The sequence below is a fragment of the Blautia sp. XA-2221 genome, from assembly GCF_028767025.1.
GTDB lineage: Bacteria > Bacillota > Clostridia > Lachnospirales > Lachnospiraceae > Blautia_A.
Window position 1 is genome coordinate 1 of record NZ_JAJQXX010000023.1, and the last position, 13,008, is coordinate 13,008.

Annotated in this window: 10 protein-coding genes; 9 read left to right on the forward strand and 1 reads right to left on the reverse strand. The window is 37.7% G+C overall.

Going from position 1 to position 13,008, the window contains the following annotated elements; genetic code table 11:
• The first annotated feature begins 336 nt into the window (after positions 1–336).
• The 8 genes from LU279_RS13305 (at position 337) to LU279_RS13340 (ending at position 10,712) form a co-directional block, all read left to right on the forward strand.
• Positions 337–1,407, forward strand: a complete 1,071-nt coding sequence (locus LU279_RS13305) for a Fic family protein (RefSeq protein WP_274422968.1) — start codon at positions 337–339, stop codon at positions 1,405–1,407.
• On the forward strand, positions 1,394–2,905 hold the full coding sequence (locus LU279_RS13310; protein ID WP_274422969.1) for a class I SAM-dependent DNA methyltransferase: 1,512 nt from the start codon (positions 1,394–1,396) through the stop codon (positions 2,903–2,905). Before LU279_RS13305 ends, LU279_RS13310 begins: the two co-directional genes overlap by 14 nt.
• Positions 2,877–4,004 carry a restriction endonuclease subunit S gene (locus LU279_RS13315; protein WP_274422970.1) on the forward strand — a complete coding sequence of 376 codons (1,128 nt, stop codon included), beginning with the start codon at positions 2,877–2,879 and terminating at the stop codon, positions 4,002–4,004. Before LU279_RS13310 ends, LU279_RS13315 begins: the two co-directional genes overlap by 29 nt.
• Before the next feature lie 18 nt (positions 4,005–4,022).
• A complete protein-coding gene (locus LU279_RS13320) occupies positions 4,023–4,484 on the forward strand; it encodes a DUF3990 domain-containing protein (protein ID WP_274422971.1) in 462 nt (153 codons plus the stop codon).
• Positions 4,484–4,945 (forward strand): hypothetical protein, encoded by a 462-nt coding sequence (locus tag LU279_RS13325; protein ID WP_274422972.1) that lies wholly within the window; start codon positions 4,484–4,486, stop codon positions 4,943–4,945. Before LU279_RS13320 ends, LU279_RS13325 begins: the two co-directional genes overlap by 1 nt.
• A gap of 44 nt (positions 4,946–4,989) precedes the next feature.
• A complete protein-coding gene (gene xerA / locus LU279_RS13330) occupies positions 4,990–5,958 on the forward strand; it encodes a site-specific tyrosine recombinase/integron integrase (RefSeq protein WP_274422973.1) in 969 nt (322 codons plus the stop codon).
• A gap of 29 nt (positions 5,959–5,987) precedes the next feature.
• The gene (locus LU279_RS13335; protein WP_274422974.1) at positions 5,988–7,073 is read left to right on the forward strand and encodes a restriction endonuclease subunit S; all 1,086 of its coding nucleotides are present in this window, start codon (positions 5,988–5,990) and stop codon (positions 7,071–7,073) included.
• Positions 7,074–7,412: 339 nt separating this feature from the next.
• On the forward strand, positions 7,413–10,712 hold the full coding sequence (locus tag LU279_RS13340; RefSeq protein ID WP_274422975.1) for a DEAD/DEAH box helicase family protein: 3,300 nt from the start codon (positions 7,413–7,415) through the stop codon (positions 10,710–10,712).
• Between the two features lie 127 nt (positions 10,713–10,839).
• Here the strand turns inward: LU279_RS13340 and LU279_RS13345 are convergent, their stop codons facing one another.
• Positions 10,840–11,661 carry a histidinol-phosphatase HisJ family protein gene (locus LU279_RS13345; protein ID WP_274422976.1) on the reverse strand — a complete coding sequence of 274 codons (822 nt, stop codon included), beginning with the start codon at positions 11,659–11,661 and terminating at the stop codon, positions 10,840–10,842.
• Between the two features lie 185 nt (positions 11,662–11,846).
• On the opposite strand from LU279_RS13345, the gene gap reads away from it, so the two are divergent.
• Complete coding sequence (gap, locus tag LU279_RS13350) at positions 11,847–12,866, forward strand: type I glyceraldehyde-3-phosphate dehydrogenase (protein ID WP_022068749.1); 1,020 nt, start codon at positions 11,847–11,849, stop codon at positions 12,864–12,866.
• Positions 12,867–13,008 lie beyond the last annotated feature (142 nt).

The window sequence follows — 13,008 nt, forward strand, 5'->3', positions numbered from 1 at the left end:
AAAGAAATACCCCCTTTTTCTTTAGTTTATCAGAAAAAAGGGGTGTTCACAATTTATTTACTCATGCGTTTGTCGTGGAGAAGGTTTAGCAGTGAAAAAATTAGGACTGTTTACGAGTGGTATTCTGAAGGGGATTTTTAGTGTGCGCCATGAGATGCACATTTCTAATGGGTGAGTAAGAAACCCGTCAGAAACAACTTAATACTGGTTTTAAAACTCGTCATTTTGTTGTCAATCTCGTCAAAACAAAGAAAATGACGAGATTGAAATTGATTATGACGATATTTTGTGATAAGATGGAACTAAGTTAAGTTTGAGAGTTTGTAAGGAGACTTCATGAGAACTTTTGATTATGAGAATAGATACGAACGTTTATTACAACCGGATATTGTTACTTTAATGGCGCAGATTCATGAGTATAAGGGGGAGCAGACGCTGTTTGTGGAGGCAAAAGCAGATACGCTTACCCAATTGCTGGAAGTTGCAAAAATTCAGAGTACGGAGGCGTCCAATAAAATTGAAGGTATCTATACTTCGGATGATCGTTTAAAAAAAATCGTTCGTGATAAGACGGTGCCGAAAACAAGAAGTGAGAAAGAAATTGCGGGTTATCGGGATGTGTTAAATATGATACATCAAAATTATGATTATATACCCGTAAAATCATCCATCTTCCTTCAACTGCATCGGGATTTGTATAAATTCGCAGGAAATGTGGGCGGCAGTTTCAAGTCATCCGATAATGTGATTGCACAGGAGGATGAACAGGGAAACAAATCGATACGATTTCTGCCTGTTCCGGCATGGGAAACGCCGGCATATATTGATGCAATTTGTGAATCCTTTCAGGATGCCTGCAAGGATTCCCGGTGTGATCCATTGATCCTGATCCCCATGTTTATATTGGATTTTTTGTGTATCCATCCGTTTAATGATGGAAATGGTCGTATGAGTCGTTTGCTGACGCTGCTTTTGTTATACCGGGCAGGATATATTGTGGGAATGTATATCAGTATTGAAAAGCTGATTGAACAGACAAAAGAAACTTATTATGAAACCCTGCAGGAGAGTTCTTATAACTGGAACGAAGAGGAGAATGATGATGCACCATTTGTCCGGTATATGCTGGGAGTTATTGTGGCAGCTTACCGTGACTTTTCATCCAGAGTACAGTTGCTGGCCACCAGTGGGATGGCGAAACCGGAGCGTGTTCGTGAGATTATCCGTGGGTCGATAGGAAAGATGACAAGAGCGCAGATTATGGAGAAATGTCCTGATATCAGCCGTGTGACGGTGGAACGTGCTTTGACAGACATGGTGAAAAAAGGTGAAATATTAAAAATTGGAGGCGGTCGTTATACTGCCTATGTATGGAACAGGGAGAATAAATCATATGATAACAGGTGAATTGAAAAATAAAATTGATGGTTTATGGGAAATTTTCTGGACTGGAGGTCTTACTAATCCGCTGGATGTGATTGAACAGATGACATATCTAATGTTTATCCGTGATCTGGACGATGCAGATAATCTTCATATCAAAGAAAGCGCAATGCTAGGACTTCCATATGAAAGTATTTTTGCAGAAGAAGTTCTGATCGGAGATCGCCGAATTGTCGGCAATCAGTTGAAATGGAGTGTATTTCATGATTTCCCGGCTCAGAAAATGTACAGTACCATGCAGGAGTGGGTGTTCCCATTTATCAAAAATCTTCATGGAAATAAAGAAAGTGCTTATACTAAATATATGGGTGACGCAATCTTTAAAATACCGACACCGTTGATGTTGGATAAAATTGTAACTGCCATGGATGAAATATATGATCAGATGGCACAGTTGAAAAACGCAGATACAAGAGGAGACGTTTATGAATACCTCTTGTCGAAATTGGCAACAGCAGGAGTAAACGGACAGTTCCGGACCCCAAGACACATCATTAAAATGATGGTGGAGTTAATGGATCCGAAACCGAATGAAATCATCTGTGATCCTGCTTGCGGAACGTCTGGCTTTTTGGTGGCTGCCAGCGAATACCTGAAAGAAAATAAAAAAGAAGAAGTGTTTTTTGATCGAAAAAATAAAGAGCATTATATGAATCATATGTTCCACGGATTTGATATGGATCGGACCATGCTGCGTATCGGAGCTATGAATATGATGACTCATGGAGTGGATAATCCTTATATTGAATACAGAGATAGCCTTTCTGATCAAAATACGGATAGAGAAAAGTACAGTCTGATTCTGGCAAATCCGCCGTTTAAGGGAAGTCTTGATTACGACATCGTATCCCAGGATTTGCTGAAAGTTGCGAAGACGAAGAAAACGGAACTTCTGTTTTTAGTACTGTTTTTGAAAATGCTGAAAACAGGTGGAAGATGTGCCTGTATTGTTCCGGATGGAGTTCTGTTTGGTTCTTCCAAAGCTCATAAGGCAATCCGCAAGGAACTGGTGGAAGAAAATTGTCTGGAGGCGGTTATCTCCATGCCTTCTGGTGTGTTTAAACCTTATGCAGGAGTATCCACTGCTATCTTGATTTTTACGAAAACAGGACATGGTGGAACGGATAAAGTATGGTTCTATGACATGAAGGCGGATGGATTTAGCCTGGATGATAAACGTAATCCAATCAATGAAAATGATATACCGGATATTATAGAGAGATTCCGAAAACGAGAGCAGGAGACAGAACGAAAACGGACAGAACAGTCTTTCTTTGTAGAGAAACAGGATATTGTTGACAATGAGTATGATCTTTCTATTAACAAGTATAAAGAAGTGGAATATGTACCGGTAGAATATCCTTCTACACAGGAGATTATGGCGAATCTGCATGAGCTGGAAATGGAGATTACGAAGAATCTGGCGGAGTTGGATGAGATGCTGGGAAAAGATAATGAATAATAAATTCGGATTTGTAGGGGATGAAGATATGGTATTTAATGACGTACTCGAAATAAGAAATGGGCGTAATCAAAAAAATGTTGAGAATCTGGATGGAGAATACCCCATCTATGGAAGTGGTGGAATAATGGGGTATGCTGATGATTATATTTGCGAAGCAGACACAGTGATTATTGGCAGAAAAGGAAGTATAAACAATCCCATTTTTGTCGAAGAACCATTTTGGAATGTTGATACGGCCTTTGGATTATCGGCAAAAAGAGAAGTGTTACTTCCAAGATATCTTTATTATTTCTGCCGGAATTTTGATTTTGAAAGATTAAATAAGGCTGTTACAATACCAAGCCTTACTAAATCAGATCTATTAAAAATAGAAATAGAATTACCATCAATGGAAAGTCAACAAAAAATTGTAGATAATCTTTCGAAAATCGAACGGATTATTCAGATGAGAAAACAAGAGTTTCAGAAACTAGATGATCTTATCAAAGCCCGATTTATCGAGATGTTTGGTGATATTAATATCAATGATAAGAATTGGGATTGTAAGCCTTTAGGAGAACTTTGTACCATTGTCAGAGGTGGTTCACCAAGGCCAATAGAACAATTCCTAGGAGGGGATGTTCCTTGGATAAAAATAGGTGATGCAACGGATGGAGATAATACTTATTTAAGGTCGACTAATGAGCACATTATTCAAGAAGGTGTAAAGAAGAGCAGACTTGTAAAGACCGGTAGTTTGATATTTGCAAACTGTGGAGTTTCTCTAGGATTTGCGAGGATTATTACCTTTGATGGATGCATTCACGATGGTTGGCTTGCAATGGAAGATATAGACGAAAGGCTTGATAAAGTATTTTTATTGCAGGCATTGAATCAAATGACAGAGCATTTCAGAGCAATTGCTCCAGCAGGGACGCAGCCTAATCTAAATACTACTATAATGAAAGCATATAAGCAGGTAATACCACCCATTGAATTACAAAAGGAATATATAAGATTTATAGAACAAACCGACAAATCAAAAGTTGCAATTCAAGCTGCTTTAGATAAAACACAATTGCTTTTTGACAGTCTAATGCAAAAATATTTTGGATAATGAAAGGAGTGTATTTCAATGGCAATAATGACAGTTTATCATGGTGGATATACTCCAGTTAAAAGTCCAGAAATTAGAATTGGAAGAAATACAAAGGATTTTGGTAATGGATTTTATTGTACCATCATAAAAGAACAGGCACAGAGATGGGCGAAACGTTATGATACAAAGATTGTATCTATTTATGATGTGCGTTTGAATTCTAAGTTACGGATAAAAGAATTTCGAGAAATGACAGATGAGTGGTTAGATTTCATCATAGATTGTAGAAGTGGAAAAACACATACATATGATATTGTAATCGGAGCAATGGCAGATGATCAAATCTACAATTATATTTCCGATTATATAGATGGAAGTATAACAAGAGAGCAATTCTGGATTATGGCAAAATTTAAGTATCCGACACATCAAATCAATTTTTGTACGAAAGAAGCCTTGGAATGTTTGGAATATCGAGGATTTGAGGAGGTTGTTTAATGCAAAATATAGGAAGAGAATCTACAAAAGATAACAATCTATTCTTTACATGCTCCCTAATCGATTATATCGCCAGAGTGACAAAAAACAGAAGAAAAGATGTAGTCAATGCATTGAACAAAAAAAATATTTCAAAGATTTACAATTTAGCAGATGTTTATCATAGTGATAATATAAATCGTGTAAGTGAAGATTTTATTAAAGAAGCAGAAATAGCTACAGGAACATTTGATAATGTAAAAGAATGTAAATACTCGATACCATCCCATTGGGATATGGGAAAAGTATATAAGAGATTGATAAAAGCTGTAGCAGAATATGAAAAAATTGATGTAGTAGACGCATTGATAAAAGTTTATAATTCTTTCCTTAGTGATAAGATTGATGATTATAATAGTAGTATGTATTATGAAAATCCATCCTATTTGTTAGAATGTTATTTAGAAAATAAAGTGATTTAAAAAGTATGGATGTAGGATGTTGGTATTAATAGGAGAAGACCAACATGGAAGAGAAAATTGTAATGATTATTAACAAAATGGCTGATTATTTAAATATTTCTCAAATGAAAAAATTGCAGGAAGTACTGTTACAAACATTTTCAGAAAACACAATACAAAAAGAAGAAGTAACAAATGATGAGTATTTACAGCTATTTTTAGACGCAAAACGTATTGAAGGATGTTCTGAACGAACGATTCAATATTATAGTGTAACCGTAGATAAATTGCTTCAAAAAATCCAAACTCCTGTGAGAAAAATTTCAACAGAGGAAATTAGAAAATATCTTGTTGATTATCAGAAAATCAATGATTGTAGTAAAGTAACAGTGGATAATGTGAGAAGAAATATTTCGAGTTTCTTTTCGTGGCTCGAGGAAGAAGATTACATTTTGAAAAGTCCTATGAGACGCATTCACAAAATTAAAACGAAACAGCCTGTAAAAGAAATTATATCAGATGAGGCAATTGAAATGCTTAGAGATCATTGTCAATGTCCTAGGGATTTGGCTATGATTGATTTGCTTTATTTAACAGGTATACGTGTTGGTGAATTGGTGAATTTGAATATTTCTGATGTTGATTTTGAAGCTCGAGAATGTGTTGTATTTGGAAAAGGTGATAAAGAACGCAGGGTCTATTTCGATGCAAAAGCAAAGCTTCATTTGCTAAATTATTTAAGCGAGCGAAAAGATAGTAATCCAGCACTTTTTGTTACATTAGATGCGCCATATGATCGCTTGAAGATTAGCGGAGTAGAGATCCGTATTCGTACGCTTGGAAGAAAATTAAATATGGAAAAAATTCATCCACATAAATTCCGTCGGACAATGGCAACAAGAGCAATTGATAAAGGTATGCCAATTGAACAGGTACAAAAGCTTTTAGGTCATTCTCAGATTGATACAACCATGCAATATGCGATTGTCAATCAAATAAATGTAAAAACATCTCACCAAAAATTCATCGCCTAAAATTCAATTCGGATTTGTGGGGATGATAAATGGAAAGATATAAACTAGGTGATATATGTGAGATTGTGTCCGGAAGCACTCCAAAGACAAGTATTGAAGAATATTGGGATGGGGATGTGAAATGGATTACACCAGCAGAACTTGATAATGATTCATATATAATTACGGATACTGTACGTAAAATCACAGAGTTGGCAGTTAAGAAATCAGGTCTTTCTTCTTTTCCTGAAGGTACAGTAATTCTTTCTTCAAGAGCACCAATTGGTAAAGTGGCAATTGCAGGATGTGAAATGTATTGTAATCAAGGATTTAAGAACCTGATTTGTTCGGAAAAAATCAATAATAAATATTTGTATTGGTTTTTGAAAGGTAATACAGAATTTCTTAATTCACTAGGGAGAGGTGCAACTTTTAAAGAGATTTCAAAGCAAATTGTAGCTAATATTGAAATCAATGTACCTGATTATGAGAGACAGATGAATATTGTGAAGCATCTTGAAAAGATTAATAAGATTATTAAATTGAGAAGACAAGAACTTGAAAAGTGGGATGACCTTACCAGAGCCCGATTTATCGAACTCTTTGGTCATCAAAGTCATAACGAAAAGAATATGCCATATGGAAAAATTAATGATGTGGCTGAAATATATTTAGGCTTAACTCATACACCTACCTATGTTGAAGATGGCGTGAAATTCATATCAGCGAAAAATACTTCGTGTGATTATCTTGATTTATCAGATGTAAAATATATTTCAAGAGAAGAGTTTGAAAAAGCCCCTAAAGGAACTAAACCACTAATGGGAGATGTTTTGTTTTCAAGGGTTGGTTCAAACTTAGGGCATCCAGTCATTTTGGATGTAGATGAAGAACTTTGTACCTTTGTAAGTCTTGGCTTTTTGCGAGCAAAAGGACAAGTGACGAATGTATATTTAAAGCATTGGATGAGAGATGGCTTTTTTGCCGAACAAGTAGCACAGAAAGTTGTTGGCGGAGGACAGCCAAATTTAAATACAGGTTGGCTAAAAGAGTTTAAGATAATTATTCCTCCTATGGCTTTGCAAAATGAGTTTGCTGCCTTCGTCGCCCAGACCGACAAATCAAAATTTCTGTAAAAAAAGTATTAGATGGGATACCATTATTATTTGATAGTTTAATACAGAAATATTTTGGATAAAGGAAAGCAAGTGATGAATTCATATTTTAACAATATGATATTTAATCAGAATTATGTAAATGCTGATTATTATAATCAGATGCGGCAGTTTGAACATAACCAAAATCAAGATAAAAAAGCCAGAGATGCCATAAATGGCAATGTATCATTTATGTGAAGTGGTAAAAGATATGGATTAAAACCGTTAGCAACAGGTGTTTTTTGAGTGATTTGAGGTAATAGCAGAGGAGTTGTATTGAAAGTAAGGTAGAAAATAAAGAAGAATGGGGTGATTTTTATGACCAATTTTGATTTCCTTAAGAAAGAACCGCAATTTGATTCTTTCGCAGATGTAGCCATTTCAGCGGAGAAACTATTACATATTGATATGGAGGCCTGTGTGTTTAATTGTCGTCGGGCAATGGAGTTTGCCATCAAATGGATGTATTCAGTGGATGGTTCTCTTGTTATGCCATATCAGGACACATTAGCCAGTCTGATGGGAACAGAAGAGTTTCGGAATTTGATTGATAATACAGACTTATGGAATAGAATGAAGTTGATTAGAGTTCGAGGAAATGAAGTTGCCCATAGAGGACAGAAAATAACTTATGATGTAGCGTGTCTGTGTTTACAAAATCTGTATTATTTTCTGGATTTTGTTGCTTGCTGTTATTCAAAGCACTATGTGTATAAGCCCTATAATAAAGAGTTGTTAAAACAAGACTCAAAAATTTCAGAGTATTCCTTGACTGAGCATCAGGAAATTGATCTGAAAGCTCTCATTGCAGAAAATCAGTCATTGAAAGAGCAACTGACTGCAAGACGTGAAGAACAGCAACAGACGTATGTACCGAAACCACTTGATTTGTCTGAGTATAAGACCCGAAAGATTTACATAGATACCATGTTGATGGATGCAGGATGGACAGAAGGGAAAAACTGGATCAATGAAGTGGAACTTCCGGGAATGCCAAATAAATCAGAGGTAGGATATGCAGATTATGTGCTTTATGATGATGCTCATAGACCGCTTGCGGTAATTGAGGCAAAACGTACCTGTGTGGATGTTGCAAAAGGACGCCAGCAGGCAAAGTTATATGCAGATCTGTTAGAAAAACAGTACGGCAGAAGACCGGTTATTTTTCTGACCAATGGATTTCATACGAGGATTGATGACGGGCAGTATCCGGAACGAAAAGTATCTATGATATATTCTAAACGGGATCTGGAAAAGTGGTTCAATCTGCAGTCTATGAAGATAAGTCTGAAGCATATTACTGTAAATAAGAATATTGCGGGACGGTATTATCAGGAAGGTGCGGTTAAGGCAGTTTGTGACAGCTTTGGAAATAAAAATCGCAGGAAAGCATTGTTAGTTATGGCGACGGGTTCCGGAAAAACAAGAACAGTTATTTCATTGTGCGACGTATTGCTACAGCATGGCTGGGTAAAGAATATTTTGTTCCTGGCAGATCGAAATTCTCTGGTTACACAGGCAAAAAGAAGTTTTGTGAATCTTCTTCCGGATTTATCAGTGACTAATTTATGCGAGGAAAAGGATAATTATCAGGCTCACTGTGTTTTCTCTACTTATCAGACCATGATGAATTGCATTGATTCTGTAAAGGATGAGGAAGGAAAACTGTTTACCTGCGGACATTTTGATTTGGTAATCTGTGATGAGGCCCATCGATCTATTTATAATAAATACAAAGATATTTTTAACTATTTTGATGCGCCGCTGGTTGGCCTGACAGCTACACCAAAGGATGAAATTGATAAGAATACCTACAATATTTTTGAACTGGAAAATGGCGTGCCCACATATGGGTATGAACTGGCACAGGCTGTCAAAGATGGCTATCTGGTAGATTTTCTTTCCGTAGAATCTTCCTTGAAATTTATTGAAGAGGGAATTGTGTACGATGAATTATCAGAAGAAGACAAGGAAACCTATGAAGATACGTTTGAAGACGAGAATGGAGAACTGCCTGAAAAAATCAGTTCTTCTGCATTGAATTCCTGGCTGTTCAATGAGGATACCATAAAGAAGGTTCTGCATATTCTTATGACCAAAGGGATTCGTATCAATTATGGAGAAACTTTAGGAAAGACGATTATTTTTGCTAAGAATCACGATCATGCGGAAAAGATTCTGGAGATTTTTGGAAAAGAATATCCGAATTTGCCGGGATATGCAAAAGTCATTGACAATTATATGACTTATGCCCAGAGTGCTATTGATGAATTCTCAGAACCCAATAAACTTCCACAAATTGCTATTTCCGTGGATATGCTGGACACAGGAATCGATGTGCCGGAAGTATTAAACCTTGTCTTTTTTAAGAAAGTTATGAGCAAAGCGAAATTCTGGCAGATGATTGGCCGAGGAACCCGTCTGTGTCCTGGATTGCTGGACGGAGAGGACAAGCAAAAATTTTATATTTTTGATTTTTGTGGCAATTTTGAGTTTTTCCGTATGAACAAAGGGAAGGCAACTGCTAATATGATGGCGCTGCAGGGAGCAATCTTTAATCTGGAATTTCAGATTACTTACAAATTACAGGATGTGGAATATCAGACAGAACGATTGATTGCCTACCGGAATGCCCTGATACAGCATATGAGTGAAAAAGTTCAGGAACTAAATCGGGAAAACTTTGCAGTTCGTCAACATTTAAAATATGTGGATCTGTATTCCAATCATTCCAACTATCAGACTCTGAGTTATGAGGATACCTTGCTTGTAAGGGAAGAACTGGCTCCTCTGATCCTACCGGATGGAGATGAGGCAAGTGCAGTTCGGTTTGATGCACTGATGTACGGTATAGAGCTGGCATATTTGATCGGAAAGAAATATGGAAAAGCCAGGAGTGATCTCTTGAAAAAAGTCAGTGCGATTTCTACGGTAGCAAACATACCGGAAATTATGGTACAGGCGGAGCTGATCAATCAGATTCTTCATACGGATTATCTGAATCGTGCTGGAATCAATGAATTTGAACATATTCGGGAAAGCCTTCGTGATCTGATGAAGTATCTTCCGAAAAAGAAAGTACGTTATGACACAAATTTCGAGGATGATATTCTGTCTATCGAATGGAAAGAGTCAGAACTGGAGAACGATGATCTGAAGAACTATAAGGCAAAGGCAGAATATTATGTCCGTCAGCACCAAGATGATTTTGTCATTGCGAAACTGAAAAAGAATAAGCCAATGACGCAGGATGATATTAAAATATTGGAAAAAATTCTGTGGAGTGATCTGGGAACGAAGGACGAGTATGAAGCAGAGTATGGGGACAAGCCGCTGGGAGAATTTGTCCGTGAGATAGTGGGGCTGGATATGAACACTGCAAAAGAAGCTTTTTCTGAATATTTGAATGAAGCTAATCTGGACAGCAGACAGATTTATTTTGTAAATCAGATTGTGGAATATATCGTACATAATGGTTTGATGAAAGATTTATCTGTACTACAGGAGTCGCCGTTCACAGATCGGGGGAGTGTTGCAGATATTTTTACTGATCTGAATGTATGGATGGGAATAAGAAAGGTTATTGAAGGAATCAATGATAATGCGAAGGCGGCATAGATTTTAAATAATCAAGCGCTGTGAACGGAGTGGACAGCAAAAAACTTCCTTAATAAACTGCATATACAGGTATCAGATTTTCCGGGGTAGAAAATATACTGCCGGAAAATCTGATCTATTGACTTTGTCAGGAGAGGCTGATAAATTCCGGTGTTCTGTTTTTGAATATCGTATAATATCGGAAACCACAGTTCTTCAGAACCTCGGCTGCTTTATCAAAGGCGAAGGCTATTTTTTCCGGAGAATGGGCGTCAGCACCTACAGTAATGATCTCACCGCCAAGTTCGCGGTAACGGCGGATCACGGCAGTGCAGGGATTAGGCTCTCCAAGTCCATAATGATAACCGCCTGTATTCAGTTCGATTCCGATATTTTTACGGATCAAAGTGCGAAGTATTTCGTCCAGAATGTCCTGATATCGTTCATAGCTGTAATAAAGATTTTTGTTTGGACCGTAGCGTACAATATAGTCGATGTGTCCGTAGACATCCATTTCTGAGAACACATTCAGATTTTCAAGGATCGATTCAAAATATTCCCTGTAGCCCCGGGTCTCTTCCCGATCTTTAAAATATTCGCCGTAATAGGGATCAGAACCGTGGACCACATGGGAAGAGCCGATTACAAAATCAAATGGATACATTTTCAGATGATTTTTTAAATTTTCTTTCAGATGAGGCTGAAGCCCATATTCGATACCCAAATTTACAACAATGCTGTCTTTATATTTTTCTTTCAGAAAAGACAGTCTGTGTGCATATGCGTCAAGACCCAGATGAAAAATCTGCTGTTCCGGGGTGGGAGGATAATCCGGATCCAGATGTTCGGTAAAGCAGACTCCTTCAAGTCCACATGATATAGCGCTTTGGATCATTTTTTCCATGTCTGTGTCGGAATCGGCAGAAAAAGAAGAGTGCATATGACAGTCCCATAAAATGCTGTTTTTCATAGAAACCCTCCGTTATGTATGTTATAAGTCGATTATAGCACAGAGATTTACTTTTTTTGTGATGTTTTTTCCAAAATAGTCTTGAATTTTTGTATGAGATTCGATACAATATGTTCAGGTTGACGTTTCTTTAACAATATAGGGAGCGCCATAATCAACCATTTAATTCATAGGAGGAATTTATCATGGCAGTAAAAGTTGCAATTAATGGATTTGGCCGTATCGGTCGTCTGGCTTTCCGTCAGATGTTTGGAGCAGAAGGATTCGAAATCGTTGCTATCAACGACCTTACTTCCCCGAAAATGCTGGCTCACTTATTAAAATATGATTCTACACAGGGCAGATATGAACTGTGTGACAAAGTAGAGGCTGGAGAAGACTCTATCACAGTTGATGGAAAAGAAATCAAAATCTACGCAAAAGCTAACGCTGCAGAGCTTCCTTGGGGAGAAATCGGTGTAGACGTTGTTCTTGAGTGTACAGGATTCTACACATCCAAAGACAAAGCTCAGGCTCATATCGATGCTGGCGCTAAACACGTTATCATTTCCGCACCGGCAGGAAACGATCTTAAGACAATCGTTTACAATGTAAACCACGAAGGTCTTACAAGCGAAGACAAGATCATCTCCGCTGCATCCTGCACAACAAACTGCCTTGCTCCGATGGCAAAAGCTCTTAACGATCTTGCAGCTATCAAGACAGGTATCATGTGCACAATCCACGCTTACACAGGCGACCAGATGACACTTGACGGACCGCAGAGAAAAGGCGATCTGAGAAGATCCCGTGCAGCTGCAGTTAATATCGTTCCGAACAGCACAGGTGCTGCAAAAGCTATCGGTCTTGTTATTCCGGAGCTGAACGGCAAGCTCATCGGCGCTGCACAGCGTGTTCCAACCCCAACAGGTTCTACTACAATCCTTACAGCAGTTGTTGAAGGAAATGTAACAAAAGAGCAGATCAACGCAGCTATGAAAGCAGCTTCCAACGAGTCCTTCGGATACAACGAAGACGAGATCGTATCCAGCGATATCGTAGGAATGAAATATGGTTCTCTGTTCGATGCTACTCAGACTATGGTTCTTCCGCTTGATAACGGAACAACTCAGGTACAGGTAGTTTCCTGGTATGACAACGAGAACTCCTACACAAGCCAGATGGTTCGTACAATCAAACACTTTGGCAAACTTCTCGGAGCATAATTGTTTCATACGAAAGAATGAAATAGACTCAGTAAGGGGTCCGGTCTGATTAGGGCCGGATTCCTTTTTTATTGTTAGGGCAAGGCCCTGTTTTACATTGTGGAGTTTTTCGTTGTTCCGAAAAACGAAACTTTGAAAAACA